Annotated in this window: 21 protein-coding genes; 10 read left to right on the plus strand and 11 right to left on the minus strand. The window is 74.9% G+C overall.

Annotation, left to right across the window (positions count from 1 at the left end; all coding sequences use genetic code 11):
- Positions 1-64: 64 nt before the first annotated feature.
- Positions 65-1,072 carry a LacI family DNA-binding transcriptional regulator gene (locus ACIBPB_RS05025; RefSeq protein ID WP_357322445.1) on the plus strand — a complete coding sequence of 336 codons (1,008 nt, stop codon included), beginning with the start codon at positions 65-67 and terminating at the stop codon, positions 1,070-1,072.
- Between the two features lie 55 nt (positions 1,073-1,127).
- On the opposite strand, the gene ACIBPB_RS05030 is transcribed toward ACIBPB_RS05025, so the two are convergent.
- The 6 genes from ACIBPB_RS05030 to ACIBPB_RS05055 all read right to left on the minus strand — a co-directional run bounded on the left by ACIBPB_RS05030 (position 1,128) and on the right by ACIBPB_RS05055 (position 7,250).
- Positions 1,128-2,177 carry a DUF6807 family protein gene (locus ACIBPB_RS05030; protein WP_396838277.1) on the minus strand — a complete coding sequence of 350 codons (1,050 nt, stop codon included), beginning with the start codon at positions 2,175-2,177 and terminating at the stop codon, positions 1,128-1,130.
- The gene (locus ACIBPB_RS05035; RefSeq protein WP_396838278.1) at positions 2,174-2,890 is read right to left on the minus strand and encodes a hypothetical protein; all 717 of its coding nucleotides are present in this window, start codon (positions 2,888-2,890) and stop codon (positions 2,174-2,176) included. Before ACIBPB_RS05035 ends, ACIBPB_RS05030 begins: the two co-directional genes overlap by 4 nt.
- Complete coding sequence (locus ACIBPB_RS05040; protein WP_396838279.1) at positions 2,887-3,762, minus strand: carbohydrate ABC transporter permease; 876 nt, start codon at positions 3,760-3,762, stop codon at positions 2,887-2,889. The genes ACIBPB_RS05035 and ACIBPB_RS05040 overlap by 4 nt, the downstream gene beginning before the upstream one ends.
- Positions 3,759-4,739, minus strand: coding sequence for a carbohydrate ABC transporter permease (locus tag ACIBPB_RS05045; RefSeq protein WP_396838280.1), 981 nt, complete (start codon positions 4,737-4,739; stop codon positions 3,759-3,761). Before ACIBPB_RS05045 ends, ACIBPB_RS05040 begins: the two co-directional genes overlap by 4 nt.
- 26 nt (positions 4,740-4,765) lie before the next feature.
- A complete protein-coding gene (locus ACIBPB_RS05050; protein WP_396838281.1) occupies positions 4,766-6,106 on the minus strand; it encodes an ABC transporter substrate-binding protein in 1,341 nt (446 codons plus the stop codon).
- A 97-nt stretch (positions 6,107-6,203) separates the two neighbouring features.
- Entirely contained in the window at positions 6,204-7,250 is a 1,047-nt protein-coding gene (locus ACIBPB_RS05055; RefSeq protein ID WP_357322463.1) for a LacI family DNA-binding transcriptional regulator, read from the minus strand.
- A 238-nt stretch (positions 7,251-7,488) separates the two neighbouring features.
- Here ACIBPB_RS05055 and ACIBPB_RS05060 point away from each other — a divergent pair, with 238 nt between their 5' ends.
- The 7 genes from ACIBPB_RS05060 (at position 7,489) to ACIBPB_RS05090 (ending at position 17,603) form a co-directional block, all read left to right on the plus strand.
- Positions 7,489-8,817, plus strand: a complete 1,329-nt coding sequence (locus tag ACIBPB_RS05060; RefSeq protein ID WP_396838282.1) for a Gfo/Idh/MocA family protein — start codon at positions 7,489-7,491, stop codon at positions 8,815-8,817.
- 17 nt (positions 8,818-8,834) lie between these two features.
- Positions 8,835-10,265 carry a glucuronate isomerase gene (uxaC, locus tag ACIBPB_RS05065; protein WP_396838283.1) on the plus strand — a complete coding sequence of 477 codons (1,431 nt, stop codon included), beginning with the start codon at positions 8,835-8,837 and terminating at the stop codon, positions 10,263-10,265.
- Positions 10,262-11,563, plus strand: coding sequence for an enolase C-terminal domain-like protein (locus ACIBPB_RS05070; RefSeq protein WP_396838284.1), 1,302 nt, complete (start codon positions 10,262-10,264; stop codon positions 11,561-11,563). The genes uxaC and ACIBPB_RS05070 overlap by 4 nt, the downstream gene beginning before the upstream one ends.
- The gene (locus ACIBPB_RS05075) at positions 11,554-13,044 is read left to right on the plus strand and encodes a mannitol dehydrogenase family protein (protein WP_396838285.1); all 1,491 of its coding nucleotides are present in this window, start codon (positions 11,554-11,556) and stop codon (positions 13,042-13,044) included. The genes ACIBPB_RS05070 and ACIBPB_RS05075 overlap by 10 nt, the downstream gene beginning before the upstream one ends.
- Positions 13,041-14,219 carry a Gfo/Idh/MocA family protein gene (locus ACIBPB_RS05080; protein WP_396838286.1) on the plus strand — a complete coding sequence of 393 codons (1,179 nt, stop codon included), beginning with the start codon at positions 13,041-13,043 and terminating at the stop codon, positions 14,217-14,219. Before ACIBPB_RS05075 ends, ACIBPB_RS05080 begins: the two co-directional genes overlap by 4 nt.
- Positions 14,220-14,414: 195 nt before the next feature.
- Positions 14,415-15,764, plus strand: a complete 1,350-nt coding sequence (locus ACIBPB_RS05085; RefSeq protein WP_396838287.1) for a polysaccharide lyase family 1 protein — start codon at positions 14,415-14,417, stop codon at positions 15,762-15,764.
- Between the two features lie 201 nt (positions 15,765-15,965).
- Entirely contained in the window at positions 15,966-17,603 is a 1,638-nt protein-coding gene (locus ACIBPB_RS05090) for a polysaccharide lyase family 1 protein (RefSeq protein WP_396838288.1), read from the plus strand.
- A 114-nt stretch (positions 17,604-17,717) separates the two neighbouring features.
- Here the strand turns inward: ACIBPB_RS05090 and ACIBPB_RS05095 are convergent, their stop codons facing one another.
- Complete coding sequence (locus tag ACIBPB_RS05095; protein WP_396838289.1) at positions 17,718-18,377, minus strand: DedA family protein; 660 nt, start codon at positions 18,375-18,377, stop codon at positions 17,718-17,720.
- Between the two features lie 188 nt (positions 18,378-18,565).
- On the opposite strand from ACIBPB_RS05095, the gene ACIBPB_RS05100 reads away from it, so the two are divergent.
- Together ACIBPB_RS05100 and ACIBPB_RS05105 are read left to right on the plus strand one after the other, a co-directional pair.
- A complete protein-coding gene (locus ACIBPB_RS05100; RefSeq protein WP_396838290.1) occupies positions 18,566-19,006 on the plus strand; it encodes an ATP-binding protein in 441 nt (146 codons plus the stop codon).
- 60 nt (positions 19,007-19,066) lie between these two features.
- The gene (locus ACIBPB_RS05105) at positions 19,067-19,825 is read left to right on the plus strand and encodes a phosphohydrolase (protein ID WP_396838291.1); all 759 of its coding nucleotides are present in this window, start codon (positions 19,067-19,069) and stop codon (positions 19,823-19,825) included.
- A 21-nt stretch (positions 19,826-19,846) separates the two neighbouring features.
- On the opposite strand, the gene ACIBPB_RS05110 is transcribed toward ACIBPB_RS05105, so the two are convergent.
- The 4 genes from ACIBPB_RS05110 to ACIBPB_RS05125 all read right to left on the minus strand — a co-directional run bounded on the left by ACIBPB_RS05110 (position 19,847) and on the right by ACIBPB_RS05125 (position 25,367).
- Positions 19,847-20,263 (minus strand): barstar family protein, encoded by a 417-nt coding sequence (locus ACIBPB_RS05110; protein ID WP_396838292.1) that lies wholly within the window; start codon positions 20,261-20,263, stop codon positions 19,847-19,849.
- A gap of 64 nt (positions 20,264-20,327) precedes the next feature.
- Complete coding sequence (locus tag ACIBPB_RS05115) at positions 20,328-20,699, minus strand: ribonuclease domain-containing protein (RefSeq protein ID WP_396838819.1); 372 nt, start codon at positions 20,697-20,699, stop codon at positions 20,328-20,330.
- Between the two features lie 262 nt (positions 20,700-20,961).
- Positions 20,962-22,227: a cellulose-binding domain-containing protein gene (locus ACIBPB_RS05120; protein ID WP_396838293.1), complete on the minus strand. Its 1,266-nt coding sequence runs from the start codon at positions 22,225-22,227 to the stop codon at positions 20,962-20,964.
- Between the two features lie 212 nt (positions 22,228-22,439).
- A complete protein-coding gene (locus ACIBPB_RS05125) occupies positions 22,440-25,367 on the minus strand; it encodes a M36 family metallopeptidase (protein ID WP_396838294.1) in 2,928 nt (975 codons plus the stop codon).
- Positions 25,368-25,712 lie beyond the last annotated feature (345 nt).

The raw sequence follows: 25,712 nt of genomic DNA on the forward strand, positions 1-25,712 counted from the left end.
CAGGCAACGGCTTTCCCCCCGCTGCTGCGGTAGCCTCTCGCCACGGGTGAGCAAGGGGGGTGGCATGGCGACGCTGGCCGACGTCGCCCGCCGGGCGGGCGTCTCCCCCGCGACCGCTTCGCGGGTCATCAGCGGCAGCAGCAAACCGGTCGCGGACGAGCTGCGCGAGCGGGTGCTGCGGGCCGTCGCCGAGCTGCGGTACGTGCCGAACGCGCACGCCCAACTGCTGGCCCGGCCGCAGCGCAGCGTGGTCGGCGTGGTGGTGCACGACGTCTCCGACCCGTACTTCGCCGAGCTGACCCGGGGGCTGCAACGGGTCGCCACCGAGCGGGGGCGGCTCGTCATCATCTGCAACAGCTACCGGGACCCGGAGCGCGAGGTCGAGTACGTCGACATGCTCCGCGCCCAGCAGGTGGCCGCGATCGTGCTGGCCGGCTCCGGCTACCACGACCCGGCCGTCAACGCCGTGCTCGACGAGCGGCTGGGCGCGTACGCGGCGGCCGGCGGGCGGGTGGCCGTGGTGGGCCGGCACCAGCACCGGGGCGACGCCGTGCTGCCGGCCAACGCCGAGGGCGCCCGGCTGATCGGCGGCGAGCTGCGCCGGCTCGGCCACCGGGCGATCGCCGTGATCGCCGGCCCGGCGACGCTCACCACCACCACCGACCGGCTGGCCGGCCTCCACGAGGGACTGGCCGAGCCGCTGCCGGCGGAGCACATCCGGTACGCGGACTTCACCCGCGACGGCGGGGCGCGGGCGATGGCCGAGCTGCTGGACGCCGTGCCGGGGTTGACGGCGGTGGTGGCGCTGAACGACTCGATGGCGGTAGGTGCCCTGGGGGTGCTGCGCGGGCGCGGGGTGCGGGTGCCGGCGGAGGTCTCCGTGGTCGGCTTCGACGACATGCCGGTCGCCGCCGACGTGACCCCCGCGCTGACCACGGTCCGGCTGCCGCTGGCCGAGCTGGGCGCGCGGGCGATGACCCTGGCCCTCGAGGCGGCCGACGGCCGCGACCGGGTGGAGACCCTCCCCGCCGAACTGGTCCGCCGGGACAGCCTCGGTCCCCCGCCGACCTGACCCGCCGGAACAGCTCGGCGGCGCGCCGCCGGCGCCGGCCCGGCGACCCCGGCGGTCAGTCCCGGGCCGGGTCGGCGAGCCGGGCCGCGACGGCCGCCCGGTCCAGGTGGCCGTCGGCGACCAGCACCCGGTGCCGGCCGCGCCGGGGGGTGCCGGCACGGACCACCGCGGGCCGGTCGAAGGCGTACGCGGCGCAGACACCCGGGTACATGGCGGTCCGCACGAACCACCGGTCGCCGGGCCCCAGGCCGGTGAAGACCAGGGTGTACGCCCCGCCGCCCGGCCCGGTGCCGGTGAGCGCCAGCCAGGGCGCGGCCGAGCCGTTGACCGCCTCCTCCCCGGTGGCGTCGGCGGTGAACACCCGGGCCTCGTCGGCGGTGACCGCCCGCCAGAAGAAGCCGCCGTAGCCGGCCCCGCCGGGGCGGCCGTTGGTGGCCGGGCTGCCCAGGTGCACGTCGCGGCCGGTGGCGGCGGTGAGCGTGCTGGACACGTCCAGCCACCAGGCGTCGGGGCCGGCCGGGGCGGCGGTGAGCCGGCGCCGCTCGCGCAGCAGCGTGCGGCCGGTGCGGTCGCGCCAGTCGAGGTCGTGCGTCAGCCGGTCGGCGGCCCGCTCCTGCCAGCCGGTGTGCGCGATGACGCCGTGGTCGTCCCGCCAGGTGTAGCCGGTGCCGCGCACGTAGGTGCGCCCGCCCCAGAGGTTGACCCCGTCGACGTCCTGCACGGCGAGGGAGGCGCCGAGGTGCCAGACGTGGTCGGCGGGGAGCGCGTCGGTGACCGGGGTGCCGGCGCGGGTACGCACCGGGTGCAGGTAGGGCCGCGGCCCGTGCTCGGGCGCGAGGTCGGGCCGGACGACGTAGCGGGCCACCTCGACGCCGGCCACGACCAGCCGAGCGTCGGCCTCGCCGGCGCCAGGGCCGGGACGGTCGGCATCGCCGGCGCCAGGGCCGGGACGGTCGGCATCGCCGGCGGCGAGGTCGGGACGGTCGGCATCGCCGGCGGCGAGGTCGGGACGGTCGGCATCGCCGGCGGCGAGGTCGGGACGGTCCGCGGCGGCGGCGAGGTCGGGACGACCGGCGGCGCCGGGACCGGGACGGTCGGCGGTCACCGCGGTTCCGGGCCGGGCATCGCAGGGCCGGCGGGCGCGGCGGTGCCGGCGCTCGCCGCGGGCTCCGGGCCGGCCAGCGGCCGGCGGGCGGCCACCGCCTGCAGAGCGGCCAGCGCGTACCCGCCGAGGATCGGCACCGCCACCGGGGTGACCAGCACGGCGAGCAGCCCGGCCAGGCAGCACACCCCGCTGGCGGCGGCCCAGGTGCCGGGCCGCTGCGGGCAGGCCCGCGCGACCGCCCGGGCGGCGGCCCGCCAGCCGCGGCCGCCGGTGCGCCCGACGGCGACGACGACCAGGCCCGCGTACCCGAGGAGGGCGGCGGTGACCACGGCGGTGAGGGCCGTGGCGGGCCCGCCGCCGGGCACCCGGCCGGTGGCGAGGGCGAGCAGGTCGGCGCCGAGCGCGCCGGCCACGGCGAGCCCGGCGGCGCTGGCCGCCAGCCCGGCCGGGAGCGCGCGGCCGAACCGGGCGAGGGTGCTCCGCACGTCGGGCCAGCTCCCGGTGCGCTCGCGGTCGTGCAGCGCGGCGCTGGCGGTGGCGACGGCCGGGGCGAGGGTGAGCAGCGGCAGGCCGGCCAGGGCCACCGCGAAGCCGAGCAGCGCCAGGTCGGTGGCCTCGCGCAGGGTGTCCCGCCAGTCCCGGCGGGGCCGCCCGGCGTGCTCGCCGGCCGGGTCGGGTGGCGCGCCGGCGAGCCGGCCGGTGGGCGCGCTCATCCCTTGAGCCCGCTGGTGTTGATGCCCTCGACCAGCATCCGCTGGAAGGCCAGGAAGAACAGGAAGACCGGCAGCAGGGACAGCACCGACATGGCGAACATCGGCCCGACCGCGCTCTGGCTGGTGGAGTCGATGAACAGGGTCAGCGCCACCGGGACGGTGTAGTCCTCCAGGGTGGACAGGTAGACCAGTTGGCGGAAGAAGTCGTTCCAGGTCCAGATGAACGAGAAGATCGCGGTGGTGACCAGCGCCGGGCGGCTCAGCGGCAGGATGACGTGCCGGAACACGCCGAACGGCGAGGCACCGTCGATCTTGGCGGCCTCGTCCAGCTCGCGCGGGATGCCGCGCATGAACTGGACCATGAGGAAGACGAAGAACGCCTCGGTGGCCAGGAAGTGCGGGATCAGCAGCGGCAGGTACGGCCAGTCCCCGCCGACCAGGCCGAGGCTGCGGAACAGGATGTACTGCGGCACGATCAGCACGTGCCCGGGCAGCAGCAGGGTGCCGATCATGACGGTGAACCAGACCCGGCGCAGCCGGAACCGCAGCCGTCCCAGGGCGTACGCGGCCAGCAGGCAGGAGGCCGCGTTGCCGAACACGGTGAAGAGGCTGACCATCGCGCTGTTGAGGAAGAACCGGCCGAAGCTGACGTCGAAGTTGGTCCAGCCGGCGTGGTAGTTGCCGGGGCTGAACCGCTCGGGCAGCAGCCCGACGTTGTTGACGATCTCGGCCTGCGACTTGACCGAGGTGCCGAGCATCCACACCAGCGGGTAGAGCACCACCGCGACGATCGCGATCAGGATCAGCAGCCGGACGGCCGGCCGGGTGCCGCCGGGCCGGCGGCCGGGGCGGGCCGGGGCGAGGGCGGTCATGAGTCCTCCCCGTCGGAGTAGTGCACCCAGAACCGGCCGGTGCTGAAGAAGACGGCCGTGATGGCCGCGATCGCCAGCAGGAACACCCAGGCCATCGCCGAGGCGTAGCCCATCTCCAGGTCGGTGAAGCCGGAGATGTAGAGCTTCAGCGTGTACATCAGGGTGGAGTCGACCGGGCCGCCGGTGCCGTTGCTGAGCACGAAGGCGGCGGTGAAGCCCTGGAAGCCGTGGATGGTCTCCAGCACCAGGTTGAAGAAGATGACCGGGGACAGCATCGGCAGGGTGACCGCCCGGAACTGCCGCCAGGTGCCGGCGCCGTCGACGGCGGCCGCCTCGTACAGCTCGGTGGGTACCTGCTTCAACCCGGCCAGGAAGATCACCATGGGCGCGCCGAACTGCCAGATCGCCAGCACCATCAGCGTCTCCAGGGCCCAGTCCGGGTCGCTGACCCAGGGCAGGCCCTCGACGCCGAAGAGGGCCAGGAAGGAGTTGAACGCGCCGTCCCGGTTGAACATGTTGACCCAGACGATCGCCAGGGCCACGCTGCCGCCGAGCAGCGACGGCAGGTAGAACAGGCTGCGGAACAGCCCGACGCCGCGCCAGGTGCGGTTGAGCAGCAGCGCCACGCCGAGCGCGGCGGCCAGCTTCAGCGGCACCGCCACCAGGGCGAAGGTCAGCGTCACCCGCACCGCGTGCCAGTACGACGGGTCCCCGGTGAACATCCGCTCGTAGTTGTCCAGTCCGACCCAGCGCACCTCGGACAGCGGGGTGAGGATGTCGTAGTCGGTGAAGCTGAGCCACAGCGACAGCAGCATGGGGATCGCCGTGATGCCCATCAGTCCGATGAGCCAGGGCGAGAGGAAGACGTACCCGGCCAGTCCTTCGCCGTACCGGGCCCGGCCGGCCCCGCCCCGCCTGGGGTGGGTGCCGGCCGGACCGGTGCGTCGGGTCCGGTCGGGCGCCGTGGTGAGGGCCACGGGGCCGCTCCTTTCCGTCGGCCGGGTCAGGCGATCGCGGACTTGCAGGCCGCCACGAACTGCTCGGCGGCCTCGGCCGGGGTGGCCCGGCCGTACTGGGCGTTCTCCGCGGCCTTGGTCAGCTCGGCCTTGACCTTGCTGTGCCCCTTGATCGGGACCTGCGGGGAGGTGCCGAACTTCTGCGCCAGGTCGGACTCGACCTGGATGGACTGCTTCATGGCCGGGTCGGTGGCGGTCTCGCTGACCTTGGTCCGCAGGTCCAGGTTGGACGGCAGGCCGCGGTCGGTGCCGAGCAGCGCCACCGCCTCCGGGTCGTTGACCATGAAGTTGATCACGTCGACCGCGACGTCCCGGTGCTTGCTGCTCTTGAACACCGACCAGTACATCGACGCCCGGGCCCACTGGGCGCTCGGGTCGCCCGGGTACGCCACCACGCCCAGCTCGTCCTTGGTGTTCTTCTTCAGGTCCGGCATCTGGTTGGCCCAGACCCAGGAGGTGGCCGCCTTCCCGGTGACCACGAGCTGTTTGGTGATGTCGGTGGCGTTGCCCTGGTGGATGACGTCCGCGGTCGGGGTGGCGCCCCGGTCGCGGGCACCCTTCCACAGCTCGAACCACTTCGTCACGTCCTCGACGGTGAAGCCGAGTTCGTTGCCCTGGTACAGGTCCTTGCCCTGCTGGCGCAGCCAGACCCAGAGCGCCTTGTAGTCGGCGCTCGGGTCCTGGGTGCCGGGCACCTTCGTCTTCTTCGCCACCTGCTCGGCCCAGGCGATGTGCTCCTCCCAGCTCATCCCGGTGGTCGGCTCCGGCAGCCCGTTCTTGACCAGCAGGGTCTTGTTGTAGACCAGGCCCTGGGTGTTCTCCCCGGCGGCCACCCCGGCGAGCTTGCCGTCGACCACCCCGTAGTCCAGCAGGCTCTTGGGGAACTTCGTCACGTCGAGCTTGCCCGAGTCGCGGTAGCTGCCCAGGTCGAGGGTGGTGCTGCGGCCGGCATACTCGGCCAGGTAGTTGTCGTCGATCTGGAACAGGTCGGGCGGGTTGCCGCCGGCGGTCAGCGTGGCGAGCTTGTCGAAGTAGCCCTGGTTGGCCTGCCAGGTCTTCTCGAAGGTCACGTTCGGGTGCTTCTTGGTGTAGAGGGCCAGGGCGTCCTCGGTGAGCTTGGCCCGGGCGTCGCCGCCCCACCAGAAGATGGAGAGCTTGACCTGGCCGTCGTCGCCGGCGCCGTCGTCGCCGCAGGCCGCGGCGCCCAGCGCGAGGGGCGCGGCCAGCGCCACGGCGGCCAGGCCGCGGACGAATCGACGTCGGGTCAGCGGGGTACGGTGATGCCGCCCGGCGGGTGCGCCGGCGGTGGGGGACGTTGCGGGGTGCATCTGCGCTCACTCCTCGGCTGTGGAAGGCGACGACGTCACCGACGGCTGGCCGCGGGCCGCCCGGGTCCGCACGGCGATGCGGGCCCGGGCCGCCACGTCAGGCGCCGGGGGCGTCCCGACCGGACGGTGGGACGGGTCCGGTCGAGTCGCGGACGACCAGTTCGGTCTGGAGCATTACCTGTGCGGTGGTGCGACGGTCGCCGGCCGCGGCGCTCCGGCCCCGGGCGCCGCGTGGCCCCTCGGAGTCGTGTTGCAGCAGCATGTCGACGGCCGTCCGGCCGGCGGCCGCGGTCGGCGTGGCCACCGTCGTCAACTTGGGGCGGGTCAGCCGGCTCAGCGCGATGTCGTCGACGCCGACGACGCTGACGTCGGCCGGGACCCGCAGCCCCAGCGCGTCGAGCCCTTCGATCAGGCCGATCGCCTGGAGGTCGTTGTAGGCGAGCACGGCCGTGACGCCACTGCGGCGGACCTGTTCGGCGGCGGCGCCGCCGCCGGTCTCGGTGGGCGGGTTGGGGCCCAGGACGGTCAGGTCGGCGCCGCCGGCCCGGGCCGCCGCGCCGGCCACCCGGCGCATCTCGCGGTTGGTCCACGAGCCGCGCGGGCCGCCCAGCAGCGCGATCCGGCGGTGCCCGAGGCCGAGCAGGTGCTCGACCGCGAGCCGGGCGCCCTGACCGACGTCCATCATCACGCACGGCAGGCCGGTGACCTGGCGGTTTATCACCACCACCGGGACCTCCCGGCTGACCTGCTCGATCAGGCTGTTGCTCATCCGCGGGCTGCACAGCAGCACCCCGTCGACCTGCTTGGCCAGGGCGTGGACCAGTTCCTCCTCGGCGACCGGGTCCTCGTTGGTGTCGGCCACGAAGACGTGGTAGTCGCGGTGCCGGGCCTGCCCCTCGGCCGCCTTGATCAGCGGCGGGAAGAACGGGTTGGCGATGTCGGCGACGATCAGGCCGATGTTGTGGGTCCGGCCGGTGATCAGCGCCCGCGCGGCCCGGTTGGGTCGGTAGCCCAGGTCCTCCGCGCAGGCCAGCACCCGGACCCGGGTCTCCGGGTTGACCAGGTGCGGGGCCGAGAAGGTGCGGGAGACCGTGGAGATGTGCACGCCCGAGGCGCGCGCGACGTCCCGGATGGTGGCTGGCACGGCCGGCTCCCCTCGTCCGATGTGGTGGCGGTCACGCGAGTGCCGCCAATTAATGCAAACGGTTGCGCCCCTGTCAACGCTCCATTGTTACGGCTCGATTGCGGTGGTGCTGAGCGCCCCGCACGGTGCCGGCGCAAATGCGGGCAAAGGTAACGGCTTTGCCGTTGGCCGTTGACGGTGTAATCGTCGACGTGGTTACTTCGCTGCAAACCTTTGCAGCACTCCGGGGAGGCCGACCGTGTCACCACCCGCCCGGGACCGGGTCCGTCACGCCCTGGTCGGCGCCGGCGCGCGGGCCGAGATGTTCGTCCGCGCGCTGGCCCTCGACCACGCCGACACCGCCGAGCTGGTCGCCCTCGCCGACGTCAACCAGGCCCGGATGGACGCGCACAACCGCTGGCTGGCGGCGCTCGGGCGCCCGCCGGTGCCGACGTACGCGGCCGCCGACTTCGCCGCCATGCTCGCCGCGGAGCGGGTCGACGTGGTGCTGGTGACCAGCGTCGACGTCACCCACGACGAGTACGTGGTGGCCGCCCTGCGGGCCGGCTGCGACGTGATCACCGAGAAGCCGATGACCGTCGACGCGCCGCGGTGCCGGCGGATCCTGGACGCGGTGGCGGAGACCGGCCGGCGGGTCACCGTCGCCTTCAACTACCGCTACAACCCGTTGCACGAGCAGGTGCGCCGGCTGCTCGCCGACGGCGCGGTCGGCGAGATCGGCTCGGTGCACTTCGAGTGGCTGCTCGACGTCCGGCACGGCGCCGACTACTTCCGCCGCTGGCACCGGGACAAGGCGGTCTCGGGCGGGCTGCTGGTGCACAAGGCCAGCCACCACTTCGACCTGGTGAACTGGTGGCTGGACGCCCGGCCGGTCGAGGTGCACGCGGCCGGGCGGCTGTTCTTCTACGGCGAGTCGGGCCGCCGGCACGGCTACGCCCGCGACTACGACCGGGCGCACGGCTCCCCCGCCGCCGCCGACGACCCGTTCGCCCTGCGGTTGGCCGAGCACCCCCGGCTGCGCGAGCTCTACCTGGACGCCGAGGCCGAGGACGGCTACCACCGCGACCGCAACGTCTTCGCCCCCGGCGTGACCATCGAGGACGACCTGGCCGTGCTGGCCCGCTACTCCACCGGGGCCACCATGACCTACCACCTGACCGCGTACGCCCCCTGGGAGGGCTACCGGGTCATGGTCAACGGCAGCCGGGGCCGCCTCGAACTGGAGGTCACCGAGAGCGACCACGTCAGCCCGGCCGGCGCCGGGGCGCTCAAGGGCGCCGCGCTGCACGGCGACCAGGCCGCCGCCGAGCACGGCGCCGCCCGGCTGACCCTGCGCCCGTTCTGGGCGCCGCCGGTGGACGTGCCCGTCGACGGCTGGACCCGGCAGGGCCACGGCGGCGCGGACGCCCGGATGACCCGGGTGCTCCTCGGCGGCGAGCCCGACCCGCTGGGCCGGGCGGCCACCGCGTACGACGGGGCGCTGGCCCTGCTCACCGGCCTGGCCGCCAACCGCTCGCTGGACACCGGCGCGCCCGTCCGGGTCGCCGACCTGCTCACCCTGCCCTGATCGAGGAGCCCGCCCCCGTGCCGACCATCTCCCGCAGCGACCTGCTCCTGCCCGCCGAACCCGGCCAGCGCGCCCTCGCCCGCGAGCTGTACGCGCTGGCGGCCGAGCAGCCGATCATCTCCCCGCACGGGCACGTCGACCCCGCCCTGCTGGCCGAGGACCGCCCGTTCCCGGACCCGGCCCGGCTGCTCATCGTGCCCGACCACTACCTCACCCGGATGCTGCTCAGCCAGGGCGTGCCCCCGGCCGACCTCGGCGTGCCGAGCGTCGACGGCAGCCCGGTGGAGACCGACGGGCGGACCATCTGGCGGCGCTTCGCCGCGCACTGGCACCTGTTCCGGGGCACCCCGTCCCGGCTCTGGCTGGAGCAGACCTTCCGGGACGTGTTCGGGGTGCACACCCCGCTCTCCCCGGCCACCGCCGACACCGTCTACGACGCGCTGGCCGCCCGGCTGGCCGAGCCGGAGTTCCGGCCCCGGGCGCTGTTCGGCCGGTTCCACATCGAGGTGCTCGCCACCACCGAGTCGCCCCTGGACGACCTGGGCCAGCACGCGAAGCTCGCCGCCGACGGGTGGGGCGGCCCGGGCGGGCGGGTGGTCACCACGTTCCGCCCGGACGACGTGGTGGACATGGAGTTCGACAACTGGTCGGCCAACGTGGACCGGCTCGCCGAGGTCTCCGGGGAGGACACCGGCACGTACGCCGGTTACCTGGCGGCGCTGCGGCAGCGCCGGGCGGCGTTCGTCGCGGCCGGGGCCACCTCCACCGACCACGGGCACCCGACCGCCCGTACCCTCGCCCTCGACCCGGCCGAGGCGGCCGCGCTCTACGACCGGGGCCGGCGCGGGCGGGCCGACCCGGCCGACGCCGAGGCGTTCCGGGCGCACATGCTGCTGGAGTTCGCCCGGATGTCGCTGGACGACGGGCTGGTCATGCAACTGCACCCGGGCGCGGTACGCAACCACAACCGCTGGCTGTACGCCCGGCACGGCCGCGACGTGGGCGGCGACGTGCCGCAGGCCACCGAGTACGTGCACGGCCTCGCCCCGCTGCTGGACGCGTACGGCAACGAGCCACGGCTGCGGGTGGTGCTGTACACCCTGGACGAGGACACCTTCACCCGGGAACTCGCCCCGCTGGCCGGCGGCTACGCCGCCCTCTACCTCGGCGCGCCCTGGTGGTTCCTGGACTCGCCGGAGGTGCTGCGCCGGTTCCGGGAGGCGGTCACCGAGACCGCCGGGTTCTACAACACCGCCGGGTTCGTCGACGACACCCGCGCGTTCTGTTCCATCCCGGTCCGCCACGACGTGGCCCGCCGGGTCGACGCCGGCTTCCTGGCCCGGCTGGTCGCCGAGCACCGGCTGCCCCTCGACGAGGCCGCCGAGACCATCGTCGACCTGGCGTACCGGCTACCGAAGCGGGTCTTCAAGTTCGGGGAGAGCTCATGACCACCATCACCGACGTCACCGTGCACGACGTACGGTTCCCCACCGCCGCCAGTGGCGACGGCTCGGACGCGATCAACCGGGGCGACTACTCGGCCAGCTACGTCGAGCTGGCCACCGACGGCGGTCCGACCGGCGCCGGGTTCACCTTCACCAACGGCCGGGGCAACGAGATCACCTGCGCGGCCGTGCACGCGCTCGCGCACCACGTCCGGGGGCGCACCGTCGAGGAGATCGCCGCCGACCCGGTGGCGTTCACCCGTTCGCTCACCGCCGACGTGCAGCTGCGCTGGCTGGGCCCGGAGAAGGGGGTGATCCACCTGGCCGCCGGGGCGGTGGTCAACGCGGTCTGGGACCTGCGCGCCAAGCTGGCCGGCAAGCCGCTGTGGCGGTACCTGGCCGAGCTGCCCACCGACGACCTGGTGGCCGCCGTCGACTTCCACCACATCACCGACGCGCTCACCCCCGACGAGGCCGCGGCCATCCTGGACAAGGGGCGCGACGGGCTGGCCGACCGGCTCGCCGTCCTGGAGCGCGACGGCTTCCCCTCGTACACCACGTCGGTCGGCTGGCTCGGCTACCCGGACGACAAGGTGCGGTCGCTGACCCGCGCCGCGTACGCCGACGGCTGGCGGGCGGTGAAGATGAAGGTCGGCGGCCCGCCCGAGGACGACCTGCGCCGGGCCCGGATCATCCGGGCCGAGATCGGCCCGGACGCGCTGCTGATGATGGACGCCAACCAGGTCTGGGACGTCGACGAGGCGATCACCGCGATGACCGCGCTGGCCGAGGTCGACCCGTACTGGATCGAGGAGCCCACGCACGCCGACGACGTGCTGGGCCACGCCCGGATCGCCCGGGCGGTCACCGAGTTGACCGGCGGCCGGTGCCGGGTCGCCACCGGCGAGGTCGCCGCCAACCGGGTGATCTTCAAGCAGCTGCTGCAGGCCGAGGCGATCGGCGTCATGCAGGTCGACGCCTGCCGGGTCGCCGGCGTCGACGAGGTCCTCGCCGAGCTGCTGATGGCGGCGAAGTTCGGGGTGCCGGTCTGTCCGCACGCCGGCGGCGTCGGCCTCTGCGAGTACGTCCAGCACCTGGCGATCTTCGACTACCTGCGGGTCGGCGCCAGCCTGGACGGCCGGATGGTCGAGTACGTCGACCACCTGCACGAGCACTTCGTCGACCCGGTCCGCACCCGGGACGGCCGCTACCTGCTGCCCACCGCCCCCGGCTACAGCAGCACCATGCGGGCGGAGTCGATCGCCCGGTTCCGCTTCCCGGACGGCCCGGCATGGCACTGACCGGCGGCGCCGACCGGCTCGGCCTGGCCACCCTGCGCCGGCTGCCCGTCGAGTGCCGCCCGCTGCTGCGCCCCAGCACCGTGCCGGCCGGCATCGTCCACCTGGGGCTGGGCGCGTTCCACCGCGCCCACCAGGCCGTGCACACCGAGGCGGCGGTCGGCGCGGCCGGCGGGGACTGGGGCATCATCGGGGTCGCGCCACGCAGCACCGGGGTGGTCGAGGCGCTGGCCGCGCAGGACGGCCTGTTCAGCGTCACCACGCTCTCCGCCGAGGGCGCGGCCACCCGGGTGGTCGGCGCGCTGACCGGGGTACGGCACGCCGCGAGCGACCCGGCCGCCGTGGTGCGCCTGCTCGCCGACCCGGCGATCCGGATGGTGACGCTGACCGTCACCGAGAAGGCGTACCAGCTCGACCCGGTCACCGGCGCGCTGCAGGCCGATCCGGACCTGCTGGCCGACCTGACCACCGACCGGCCACCGCGTACCGTGCCGGGGCTGCTGGTGCGCGGGCTGCTCGCCCGGGCGGCCGCCGACGCCGGCCCGCTCGCCCTGGTCAGCTGCGACAACCTGCCCGCCAACGGCCGCCGGCTGCGCGGCCTGGTGACCCAGGCGCTCGCGGTGGCCCGGGTGCCCGACGCGGCGGCCTGCTGGGTCGCCGAGCAGGTCAGCTTCCCGGGCACGATGGTCGACCGGATCGTGCCGGCCACCACCGCGGACACGTTGGACACCGCCCGGCGGGCGCTCGGGGTGAGCGACCTGGCGGCGGTGGCCGCCGAGCCGTACTCCCAGTGGGTGATCGAGGACGACTTCCCGGGCGGGCGGCCCGCCTGGGAGCGGGCCGGGGCGGTGCTCACCGACGACGCCGGCCCGTGGGAGCGGCTCAAGCTGCGCTCCTTGAACGGGGTGCACTCGGCCGCCGCCTACCTGGGCGCGCTGGCCGGCGCGGAGACCGTCGCCGAGACGCTGGCGCTGCCGCGGTTGACCGCCGTGCTGCGCCGGCTGGTCGCCGAGGACGTCGCGCCCAGCTTCGCCCCACCCCCGGGCGTCTCGGTGCCGGACTACGGCGAGGAGGTGCTGGGCCGCTTCGCCAACCCGGCGATGCGGCACCGCACCCTGCAGATCGCCATGGACGGCTCGCAGAAGCTGCCGCAGCGGGTGCTGCACACCATCACCGACCTGCGGGCCGCCGGCCGCTCGGCCCGGTGGGCGTCGCTCGTGGTCGCCGCCTGGATGCGCTTCCTGCTCGGGTACGCCGACGACGGCCGTCCGCTGCCGCTGGACGACCCGCTCGCCGAGCGGATCCGGGCCGCCCTGGCCGCCGGCCGGGACACCCCCGCCGGCGTGGTGGACGCGCTCTTCGCCCTGCGCGAGGTCTTCCCCGCCGAACTGGCCGCCGACGACGAGGTCCGCGCCGACGTGACCGGCTGGCTGGCCGCGCTGGAACGGCACGGCGTCCGGGCCACCCTGGCGGCGGCGACGTGACCGGCGGGGGGCGGCCGCCGCGGGTGGCGCTGGTCGGGGCGAACGGGCACGGGCGGTGGCACCGGCGGGCGATCGCCCCGCTGCACGCCGCCGGCCGGTTGTGCCTGGCCGGCCTGGTCGACGTCCGGCCGCTGGAGGAGGAGCCGGCCGCCCCGGTCCCGCCGCGGGCGCGCACCTTCACCGACCACCGGGCGATGCTCGCCGCCGTACGCCCGGACGTGGTGGTGGTCTGCACGCCGCCGCACACCCACCTGCCGATCGCCCTCGACGTGCTGGCCGCCGGCGCGGACCTGCTGCTGGAGAAGCCGCCGGTGCTCGACCTGGCCGAGCACCGTGCCCTGGCGGGCGCGGCGGCGGCCAGCGGGCGGGCGGTGCAGGTCGGCTTCCAGGCGCTCGGCTCGGCGGCGCTGGCCGAGCTGACCGGGACGCTGGCCGCCGGGCGGCTCGGCCCGGTCAGCCGGATCGCCGCGGTGGCCGCCTGGCGCCGCCCCGACGGCTACTACGCGCGGTCCCCCTGGGCCGGCCGGCGATCCCTCGACGGCCGACCGGTGCTCGACGGGGCGCTGGCCAATCCCCTCGCGCACGCGGTGATGCAGTGCCTCGCGGTGGCCGAGGCGGTGACCGGGGCGCCGGTGCGGCCGGCCCGGATCGAGGTGGAGCGGTACCGGGTGCGTCCCATCGAGGTGGACGACACCGCCGTGCTGCGGGTGACGCCGCACGGCGGGCCGCCGGTGCTGGCCGCGCTCACCCTGGCCGGCGAGGACTTCGTGCCCGGCGAGGTGATCGTCACCGGCGACCGGGGCCGGGCCGTGCTCGAATACCCGACCGACCGGCTGCGGCTGCCCGGCGAGCCGGCGCCGCGCGTGGTGCCCGGCCGGCGCGGGCTGCTGGAGAACCTGCTCGACCACCGGGCCGACGGGACGCCGCTGCTCGCGCCGCTGGCGCGTACCGCGCCGTTCACCGGGGTGCTGGACGCGCTTCGCGCCGCGCCGGAGCCGACCCTGCTCGGCGGCGCGCTGGTCGGGACGGTGGGCGACGGGCCACGGCGGGAGCGGGTGATCCGGGGGGTCGACGCGGTGCTGCGCCACGCCGCGGAGACCGGCGCGCTGCCCTCCGAGACGGGGGTGCCGTGGGCGGTCGCGCCCTACCGGGTCGAGGGGGCGCCGCAACGGTAGTGCACATCCCGGCAGGGCCGGGTCCCGGGCGTTCCGGACAGATGCCCGCTTATCCCGGCCGGTACCGGCCGGGGCAATACCCCCCGCATTCCGCTATTGCAACAAACCTGCACACAATACGCATTGACTCTTATAAAAGAATGTCCTTACCGTCACAGATATCGGCCACCAAAAGCTGACAGGACGGTAATAGTCATGCGTAGAACAACAGCGGGCGTCGCGTTGCTCGCCGCCGCGCTCGCGGTGACCACCGCCGCACCCGCGCCGGCCGCCCCGGCCGGCGCGCCGCTGCCCCGGCCCGCCCGGGAGCTGGGCCGCCAGGCGCTGCCGGCGAACGACGGCTGGGCCGCCGAGGGCGCCGGCACCACCGGTGGCGCGGCCGCCGCCCCGGACCGGATCCGGGTGGCGCACACCCGCGCCGAGCTGGTCGACGCGCTCGGCGGCGACAACGCCACCAACGCCGCCGACGCCACCCCCAAGATCGTGTACCTGGCCGGCACGATCGACGGCTTCGAGGGCCCGGACGGCACCCTGCTGGACTGCGCCGACCTGGCCGACCCGGCGTACTCGCTCGACGGCTACCTGGCCGCGTACGACCCGGCGGTGTGGGGGCGGGTGAACCCGGACGGCCCGCTGGAGGCGGCGCGGGTGCGCTCGGTGGCCAACCAGACCCGGCAGACCCAGCTCAACGTCGGCGCGAACACCACCCTCGTCGGGTTGCCCGGCGCCCGGCTCACCGGGCTGACCCTGATGATCGACAAGGTCAGCAACGTGATCGTGCGCAACCTGACCTTCGCCGACGCCCGCGACTGCTTCCCGGCCTGGTCCCCCACCGACGGCGACGCCGGCAACTGGAACTCCCAGTACGACCAGATCTCGGTACGGCGCAGCGAGCACGTCTGGGTCGACCACAACACCTTCACCGACGGCGACAACCCGGACGCCGCCCAGCCGCGCTACTTCGGCCGCCCCTACCAGGTGCACGACGGGTCGCTCGACGTCACGCACACCGCCAGCCTGGTCACCGCCAGCTGGAACCGGTTCGTCGGCCGGGACAAGCTGATGCTGATCGGCTCCTCCAACACGGTCGGCCCGGACGTCGGCCGGCTCAAGGTCACCGTGCACCACAACCTCTTCGACGGCGACCTCCAGCGGCTGCCCCGGGTCCGGTTCGGCCAGGTCGACGTGCACGAGAACCACTACCGCCTCGGCGGCCCCGGCTTCGAGTACGCCCTCGGCGTCGGCGTGCAGTCCGCCATGTACGCGGAGAACAACTACTTCACCCTGGCCGGCGACGTCGCCCCGGCCGACCTGATCCACGACTGGGGCGGCACCGCGCTCACCGAGCGGGGCAGCTGGCTGCGGCAGGGCGCCGACCGGCCGCGCCCGGTCGACCTGCTCGGCGCGTACAACGCGGCGCACGACCCGGACCTCGGCGGCGACGCCGGCTGGACGCCCACCCTGCGGGCCGCCCCGGTGCTGCCCACCCCGCTGGTGCCGCTCGTCGTGGACGCCTTCGCCGGCGCCGGCCGGCTGCCGCGCTAGGCGGCCCGGCCAGCACCGCACCCGCCCCCGCGCGGCCCGCACCCGCCGCCCGCCTCCCCTCGTCCGGTCCCGGGCACGTCCGTCCCGGACCGGCCGGAGCCGGCCGCCGACCAGCCCGCGGCGTCCGGCCCGCACCACCACGGCACCACCCCGCCCACCACGTCCCCGGGCCTCGCGCCCACCAGCACAGGAGGAAGCACCGTGCGACTCCGACACCACCATCGAGGTCTGCTGGCCACGGCCGGCGCCGGCCTCACCGCCGTGCTGCTCACCCTCGGCATGGCCGGCAACGCCGCCGCGGCCACCCTGTTCACCGACACCTTCGACGACGGCAACGCCGACGGCTGGTCCAAGTCCGGCGGGGACTGGTCGGTGGTCACCGACGGCTCCCCCGCCTACCGGCAGGGCAACAACGCCAGCGAGCTGGCCCGCGCCTTCGCCGGCCAGACCGGCTGGACGGACTACCAGGTGCAGGCCCGGGTCAAGCCGCTGTCGTTCAACGGCGGCAACCGGCTGGTCGGTCTGGCCTCCCGCTCCACCAGCTCGACCAAGATGTACCGGCTGGCGCTGACCAACGCGGGCCGGGCCGAACTCCAGATGGTCAACGGCAGCCAGCTCAGCGTGCTCGGCTCCACCGCACTGGCCGTCACCACCGGCACCTGGTACACGCTGCGGATCGAGGCCACCGGCAGCACGATCAAGGGCTTCGTGAACGGCGCCCAGATCGGCGCCGGCACCGACCCGGCCTACTCGGCCGGGCGGATCGTGCTGGTCACCGCGTACGCCAGCGCGGTCTTCGACGACGTCGTGGTGGACGGCGCCGGCGGCGCCCCGAGCACGCCGCCGACCACCTCGTCACCGACCGCCGCGCCGACCACGCCGCCGCCCACCACGCCCCCGCCGACCACGCCGCCGCCGACGACCCCGGCGCCCACCACCGGGCTGGTCGGCTGGGCCACCCAGAACGGCGGCACCACCGGCGGGGCCGGCGGCGGCACCGTCACGGTCAGCGACGCGGGCGCGCTCGCCAACGCGGTGGCGGGCGACACCGCGACCACGGTACGGGTCAACGGCGCGTTCAGCTGCTCCACCGAGATCCGGGTCGGCTCGAACAAGACGGTCATCGGCGTCGGGTCGAGCGCCGGCCTGACCGGCTGCGGCCTCAACCTGCGGGACGCGCGCAACATCATCATCCGGAACCTGAGGATCGCCAAGGTACGCGCCGGCGTCGGCAACGGCGACGCCATCCACCTGGACAACTCCACCAACGTCTGGATCGACCACAACGACCTGTCCAGCGACACCACCAGCGGCACCGACTACTACGACGGCCTGCTCGACATCACCCACGGGTCCAACTTCGTCACCGTCTCCTGGAACCGGCTGCACGACCACGTGAAGTGCTCGCTGGTCGGGCACAGCGACAGCAACTCCTCGGAGGACACCGGCAAGCTGAAGGTGACCTACCACCACAACGCGTTCAGCAACTGCTTCCAGCGCAACCCGCGGGTCCGCTTCGGCAACCCGGTGCACGTGTTCAACAACTACTACGTGACCACCGCCAACCCGTCCTACAGCTACGGCATCGCCACCACCTGCGGCGCCGGGGTGCTGGTCGAGGGGAACTACTTCGAGAACATGACCGACCCGACGCACGTCGGCGAGGGCTCCTCGCCGGCCGGCAACCTGGTCGAGCGGAACAACCTGTACGTCAACTCGGGCACCCCGCAGACGGCCGGCAGCGTGGCCGCCGTCCCGTACGCCTACACCCTGGACGCGGCCAGCACGGTGAAGTCGACGGTCACCGCCGGCGCCGGTACCGGCCGGATCAGCGGCTGACCGTACCGGCTCCGGGCCGGCGTCCTGTCGGGGCGCCGGCCCGGAGCCACCTGCGGGCGGGCGGCGGCCCTCAGCGCCGGTCGGCGGGCCCCGCGCGTTCCCGTGCGGCGGCCCTCAGCGCCGGTCGGTGGGCCCCGCCCGTTCCCGGTCGGCGGGCCCCGCCGTTTCCCGGGTGGCGGCCCGCCGGGCGCGGACGATCCGCACGGCCACCAGCAGCACCACGACCGCCAGCACCGCCTCCCCGGCCCAGCCGAGCCGCCGCTCCAGCAGCCGGTACGACGCCCCCGCCAGGTAGCCGGCCACCGCCACGACCACGGCCCAGAGCACGCCGCCGGCCAGGTTCGCCAGCGTGAAGGCGCGCCGGGGGATGCCGCTGAGCCCGGCCAGCCCGGGCACCAGCGCCCGCAGCGCCGCCGCCCACCGGCCCACCACCACCGCCGTGGCGCCCCGGCGGCGCACCAGGTCCAGCGCCCGCCGCAGCTCCGCGCCGCGGACGAAGCGCCGGGGCGTCCGCGCCAGCAGCCGTTGGCCGTAGCGGCGGCCGACCAGGTAGCCCACCTGGTCGCCGAGCGCCGCGCCGGCCGCCGCCGCGATGATCACCGCCCAGAGCGGCAGCCGCCCCTCGTGGGCCAGTACGCCGCCGACCAGCACCGCCACCTCGCCGGGCACGAGCAGGCCGAGGAAGGTCGACGCCTCCAGCGCGGGCAGCAGGAAGACCAGCGCCAGGACCACGGCGGGCGGCAGCCCGACGAGCAGGTCCAGCACCCGGTCCATGCGCCGATTGTGCCCCGCGCCGGGCCGGTCCGGGCCCGGCCCGGTTCTGCCGGACCCGATCCCGGTTCGAACCGCAGGGTCGGGGAATGAAGCCCAAGGTGACCGGGGACAATGGGCCGGGACGGGCCACGGACGGCGCCCCTGGGCGTCCGGGCCCGGTGCCGTACACGGGGACAGGAGGGCCGGAGATGGAGGGTGTCGTGGGCAGCGACGCCGCCGCGCCGTCCCTGCCGCGATCCGGCCAGGTGCTCACCCTCACCGTGCCGGCCGACCCGGGGCAGCTCGCCCCCACCCGCGAGCGGCTGCGGCGCTGGCTGCACGGGCTCGGCGTCGACGAGTGGGACGTCGAGACGGTGCTCATCGCGACCGGTGAGGCCTGCGCCAACGCGATCGAGCACGGCTACCGGTTCGCCCCGGAGGGGATCACCACGGTCCGCGCCGAGCTGCGCGGCGACCGGTTGGAGATCGAGATCCGCGACGACGGCGGCTGGCGGGAGGACGTCGGCGGGGACGCCACCGACCGGGGCCGGGGGCGGCTGATCATGGCGCGGGTGATGGACGAGGCGGCCATCGAGGGCACCCCGGAGGGTACGACGGTGCGCCTGGTCAAGCGGCTCGGCAGCGCTTGACGGCGTCGGGTGGCCGACCGCGTGGCCCCGCCGGTAGCGAAGATCAGCTATAAGGGACGCATGGAGTTCCCCGCCTACCTGGCGACCATGCCGATGCACGCGATCACCGAGATCCACGGCGAGCCGGGGCTGCGGGCCCGGTTCCGGCTGGAGATCGAGGCGTTCGACGAGACCGCGCGGGGCCGGCTGACCGCCGCCGAGGAGTTGGCCGCCGCGTTGCACCGCGACGACCGCCGGGTCCGCGAGCCGTACCTCAACCACCTGCTGCGGGTGGCGATCCGGATGATGCACCACTACCAGGTGCGGGAGGTGGACGTGATCGTGGCGGGCCTGCTGCACGACGCGGTGGAGGACCACCCGGCGGAACTGGCCGGCCTGCGCCGCTGCCCGACCGGCGCGCCCGCCGCCGCCGACCGGACGGACGCCGCCGAGCCGACCGGGGCGGCGCTGGCCGTGCTGGCCGACCGGTTCGGCCCGCGGGTGGCCCGCCTGGTCGGCGCGGTCACCAACCCGGTGTACGACCCGGGGCGGGACCGGCACGTCCAGTACCGCGAGCACGTGGCGGCGAGCCTGGACCGGGAGCCCTGGGCCCGGGTGATCAAGGTGTCCGACTTCACCGACAACGGCGTCGGTGTGATCCACACCACCGGGCCGAAGGTGGCCCGGTCGGCGGCGAAGTACCGGCCGCTGGTGCCGGTCTTCCGGGACCTGATCGCCCGGCCGGACACGCCGCTCTCCGCGCCGGTGAAGCGGCACATCTTCGCCCAGCTCGACCTCGCCGAGGAGCGGTTCAGCGCCATCCTCGACCAGCCGAACTGACCCACCGCCGCGCCCGCGCGGTCAGCCGGCCGGGGGCGCGTCGCGGCCGGGCCGGGCCGCGCTGATCCGCCGGTGCAGGGCGGCGAGCCGGTCGGCCGGCTCGCGCAGCACCACCCGCAGCGGGTACCGCCCGCCGGCGGCGGCCCCGCCGAGCACGTCGAGCAGGATGCCGAGCTGCCCGGGCGGCTCGTCGACCAGCAACTGCCCCGCGTCGCGGACCTCCAGGGTGAGCGGTCCGGCGTCGAGCCGATCGGCCAGCACGTCGGCGAGGGCGTCGAAGTTGCGGCCGAACCAGTCGGGCAGGGCCAGGGCGGCGGTCAGCGCGTCGAAGAGGCCGGCCCGGGTCCGGGCGGCCGCCCCGGCCAGCGCCACGCCGGCCGGGGCCGGGGCCGGTCCCGCCGTGACGGTCAGCCAGCTTCCCGGGTGGGCAGCCACCATGTGCCTCCTCTCCCGCCGGGTGGGCCGGACCGCGCGGGGCGGCCCGGCCCGGGACGGCGGCCGGTCAGAGCCGGTAGAAGTTCGCGTAGTGGTCGGGCGAGAACCAGGTCACCCCGGTGCTCCGGTTGACCACGATCCGGTACGCGTCGCGGGACGCCCCGCAGGCGCGCGGGTAGACGTCGTACTCGTAGTAGGTGGCGCCGGTGGGCAGTTGCCCCTCCCGGTTGTAGAACTGCCCGCCGGCGTAGTTGCACTGCCCGCCGCTCCACGAGTACCAGCCCCGGCTGGTCGGGAAGCCCTTGCCGGACCAGCCGGAGCGGGCGGTGCGGGCGTCGGCGCAGCGGGTCATGGTGCACGAGCCGTAGACGGCGGCCTGGGCGGGCTCGGCGAGCCTCGGTGACACCACGGAGGGGCCGACGAGCGCGGTGGCGACCATGGCCGTGAGCAGGGTGAGCGCGCCGAGGATGCGGCGTACGCGGGAGCCGGTGGCGGGCGGCGGGGTCGTAGGCGTGGTCAAGGGGTCCTCCCTGTCCGGATACGACGACATCGACCAACGTCTTTGCATTGGTCGCGCCCAGTCTGGCGGTGATCGTCGCCCACCGGAAGGTCCCGGGGGAAAACGGTGGCGCACCGGCGGGTGAACGCCGGGTACGTGGTGGCCCGGGGCCGGGCGCGGCGGCCCGGCCCCGGGTCGCCGGTCAGCAGCCGATCCGGGTGCTGCCCAGCGCCACGTCGTCGAACCAGAGGGTGTCCGTCGCCCCGCCGTAGCTCTCCCAACCCAGCTTCAGGTCGGTCAGCGCCGGTCGCCAGGTGCGCCCGTACCACTGCCCGTCGATATCGTGGGTCGGTACGCCGTCGGCGGTCAGCCCGGTGATCGCGGCCCCGTCCAGCCAGGTACGCAGTTGCCCGGTGCCGCCGTCCACCATGAACTCCAGGCAGGACCAGCGGCCGGTGGGCAGCGGCACGCTCAACGCCACCCCCGCCGGGCTCTGCTCGGGCAGGGTGGCGTCGTCGGAGGACCGGTTCCACTGCATGGCGCTGTTCTGCCCGCCCATCCGCAGGTCGCGGTTGCCGTCCGCGGCGTCGGCCATGGCCAGCAGGGTGACGTGGTCGGCGGGCAGCGCCGTGCTGTGCCGGACCCAGAGCCGGCCGTAGCACACCGCGCCGACGCCGGAGAGGTCGCGGTTGGCCCGGACGAAGACGTGGTTGCAGTAGCCACCCCCGCCGTTGACCCGCACCGATCGGGTGCCGCCGTGGGCGGTGGCGGTGTCCACCGCGGCGGTGCCGGTGCCGGAGCAGTCCGGGTGCACCACGGCCCAGTCGCCGGCGGGCGTGGCACCGGTCTGGTTCTCGAAGCCGTCGCAGAGCACCGCGCCGGCGCAGCCGGCCGGCGGCGGCCCGGTCGGGCTCGGTGACGTGGTGGGGCTCGGCGACACCGTCGGGCTCGGCGAGATCGTCGGGCTCGGCGAGATCGTCGGGCTCGGCGACACCGTCGGGCTCGGCGAGGTGGTCGGCGACGTCGTGGGCGAGACCGTCGGCGACGGCGGCGCGCCGTTGCAGGGCACGCCGTTGAGCGCGAAGGCGGTCGGCGCCGGCGCGCTCGCGCCGACGGTGCCCTGGACGCCGAACTCGGTGGTGCCGCCGGCCGGCACGCTGCCGTTCCAGGTGGCGTTGCGGGCGGTGACGGTGGCGCCGGACTGGCTGACCACGGCGTTCCAGGCGCCGGTGATCCGCTGGTCGCCGGGGTAGGTCCAGGTGACCGTCCAGCCGTTCACGGCGGTGTCGCCGGGGGCGACCCGGACCGTGGCGGTGAACCCGCCCGGCCACACGTTGGGCAGGTAGTCGACCTGGCACCCCTGCGCGGCGGCGGCCGGGCCGGCCACCAGCGGGGTGACGACGACGGCGGCGGCCAGGGTGGTGGCGACCGCCACCACCGGGGCGAGACGGGCGTGGGAGATCCTCATCGGGGTCCTCTCAACGGACCGCCGGTCGCGGGACCGGCGGTGCGGAAGCTGCGGGGACCTCGCGTGCCGACGCGCGGATACGCGTGCGGACCTGCCCGGCTCGGGCGGGGACGTTCAGCCGCCGTACGGCGGCGCCCGTCGGCCAATCTAGTGATGTTTGACGATGTATGGCAAGGGGTGCGGGCGGGCGGTGCCCGCCCGCACCCCGTCGCCTACTGCGCGAACGCCTGGAACTCGGCGATCCGCACGTTCTGCGCCTGCGGGCTGGCGGTGGCGCAGTCGGTCGCCGCCCGCGGGTCGGCGTCCTGCTCACCGGCGTAGTCCGGCGCGCCGGTGCACTGGTTGGTCAGCACCTCGATCCGCAGGTGGGTCGCCTTGGTCCGCGGGATGTCGAAGGATCGGATGATCAGCTCCGGGGCCCGCGGCCGGGGCGCGACGGACGGGAAGGCGTCCGCCCGGCTGGTGTAGACGGCCCGGAAGTCGCCCGGCTGCGTGCAGCTGACCGCGCCCTTCGCCGTGCAGGCGAGGACCCGGAACTGGCGCAGCGCGGAGAACCGGCTCTGCGTGCCGGCGTCCGCGTCGCCCACCACCGGCGGGCGCAGCATCGCGCTGACCTGCACCCGGCGGACCTGCTGGACGCCGCCGGCCAGGTCGACGGTGACCTGCCGGCCGGCGACCGGCGCGCCCAGCGACGCCCAGTTGGTGTTCTCGTCGTCGTCGGCGATCAGCCCCAGGTTGACCCCGTCCCCGCCGACCGTCGCGCCGGCGGCGGCCGAGGCGAGGTTGCGGCGCAGCTTGACCGGCAGGTCACGGACCTGGCCGGCCCTGACCGTGACCTGGCCGACCCGCACGTGCCCGTAGCCGGGCGCCCGGACCACGAACTCGTAGCGGCCCGGCACGAGGCGTACCGCGTCGGTCAGCGGGGTGGTCGCGTCGGTGTCGGCGACCGGCACGGCCCGCGCCTGGTAGCGGCCGACGAACAGCTGCGCCCCGGGCACCGCCCGGCCGTCCACCGGCCGCAGGCGCAGCACCCCCTCCTTCGCGTACGGGGAGGTGAAGTCGGGCGTCGGGTTGGCGTCGGCGTTGCCGGCGCTGGCCGCCGCCTCGCCGAGCCCGCGCGCGGCGAACGCGTTCCAGAGCAGATCCTGGTTGGCCCCGCCGAAGCGGATCCGGTCGGCGGCCAGCATGGCGTCCCGGGCGTCGACCATGCTCACCTGGCCGACCGCCATCAGCAGGAACGAGTCGAAGACGAGCTGGATCCACCGCCGGTTGCCCGGGCAGGCGGTCACCGGGGTCGCCCCGACCGCGCAGGACTTCTGCACCGCCCGGTTCCCGGCGCCGTAGCGGCGCATCAGGGCCGACCGGATGTCGTAGTTGGTGGCGGTCCACACCTCACCGGAGGCGTGCACCTGGAGACCGACGAAGTCGTAGTCGATCGCGCTGTAGTTGAGCGGGCTGCGGCTCATGTTGTAGTTGCGGATGCCCGCGTCCGGGTCGCCGGTGGTGTACTCGCCGATGGTGAAGCCGCGCCGGCCCGGCGCCGCGTACCCGTGCTCGTAGAGGTATTCCATGGCGAGCTGGTCCGACCAGCTCTCGCTCATCCCCTGCGGCGAGCTGACCCCGGTGCTCGGGCCGGCGATCATGCGGTTGCTGATCGCGTGGCCGTACTCGTGGGCGATCACCGACATGTCGAAGTCACCGTCCACGCAGGGCGCGTAGAAGGAGCCGGCGATCGGCTGCCACAGGTACATGTTGGTGATCGGGGCGATCCCGTCGCCCGGGGTGATCTGGTTGGCGTTGTCCCGGGCGGCGAAGCCGGGCGGGCCGCCGGTGACCCCGCCGGCCTGGGCGTTGCCCTGCTCGGCGTCGTTGCCCAGCCCGCCGCGGCCGAGGTTGTCCCGCTGCAGGTTCCAGGTGGCCTCGGTGAAGCCCAAGTGGTAGGACCAGTCGTGCATCCGGTTGTGCATCGCGAACAGGTTGGCCCGGGCCGCGTCGATGTCGTTGGCCCGCGGCGAGGTGAAGGCGTCCGGGTTGCACTGCTGCTCGTACCACTGGTTGGTCCACGGGTAGGCGTAGTTCCGGTCCGGGCGCGGCGTGGCCGTCTCGGTGCCGACGCTGAACGGGTCGTTGCTGAACCAGTTCTGCACCGCGATCGCGTTGTTGCCCCGGGTCGTGGCGGTGGACGCCCCGGTCGCCGGGTCGACGTCCCAGGCCGGGGAGCCGGGCACGCCGACCACCTCGGCGCAGCCGGCGGCCGGCGCGGCACACCAGCGCACCCGGGTGTCGGTGGACGACTTGTCGACCCGCGGCGAGTTCGGGAAGACCTCCCAGGACGGGTTGTCCGCGTCGTGGTCCACCAGGTCCTCACGGACCAGCACGCTGCCGTCGCGGGCGTCCACGTAGGTCGAGTAGGCGGCCGGGTCCGCGCCGGTGAGCCGCGCCCCGAGCACCACCTCGTACGCGGCGCGCGCGCCCCGGTCGGCGGTCGGCACCGCGACCAGCGTGGTCCGCAGGAAGGTCGGGTCGGTGAGGCCGGCGTCGACGGCCGCCGCCCGCCGCGCCTGCTCGGCGCTCAGCGTGGCCGGGGCCGGCGCCGCGCCGTCGCGGGCCAGCGACGAGCTGACGTGCCACACCGCGCCGTCGCGGACGCCGACCGCGAGCACGCCGTCCACGGCGGCCGGCAGGTCGCCGAAGCGCTGGCGGAACAGCACGGTGGCGCCCTCGCCCATCGGGGCGACGGTCAACTGCTCCAGCGCCGCGGCCCCCGCCTCGGTCAGCCCGAGCAGCTCGCGGTTGGCCGCCAGGTACGCCCGCGCGGCGGCGGCCGGGTCGGCGGGCAGGCCGGTGGCGAGCGGCCGGTCGGTCGGGGTCAGGCTGGCGGGGGTGCCGAAGTCGGTCCACCGGACCCGGGCGCCGAGCGCGGCGGCCCGGTCCCGTTGCCGGCCGGTCGGGGCGGTCCGCCCCGTGCGGTTGTCCCGTGCCCTGCTGTCGTGGCTGTCGCCGGGCAGCTGCCCGGGTGTCGCCTGGGTCCGGGTCTCGTCCCGGGGTGCCGCCTGGCTGCCCGCTGTCGCGGTGAGCACCAGTCCGGCCGCGAGTAGCAGCGCGGTGGCCCCCGTCGTCGCACGCGTTGGTGTGCGCACGGTCCCTCCTGTCGTCGAACGGCGGTGTCCGTTCTGCCATCCGACCAGGCCGGGTGCGGGGGCGACACCGACCGAACATCCATATGTGCCAGTGTGTCGATGCCGACGCCGGCGCCCGGCGCGGTGACAGCCCGTCAACGTGCGGACCGGTCGGTATGCCCCTGCCCCAGTTTGTGCTGTCAATCTGTGCCCGGCCCTTCACAAGGGTCAATTGACTCCCTAAAATCCGACACACTGTCTGGCATTGATCACGGGGGACCGATGGCCGACTTCTGCACGCACCACTCAAGGCAGCTCTCCGCCTTATGCGACCGCGCGTTGTCCGCGCGTCGAATGTGGCCCCTC

The organism is Micromonospora sp. NPDC049836, from assembly GCF_044465125.1.
Taxonomy (GTDB): domain Bacteria; phylum Actinomycetota; class Actinomycetes; order Mycobacteriales; family Micromonosporaceae; genus Micromonospora.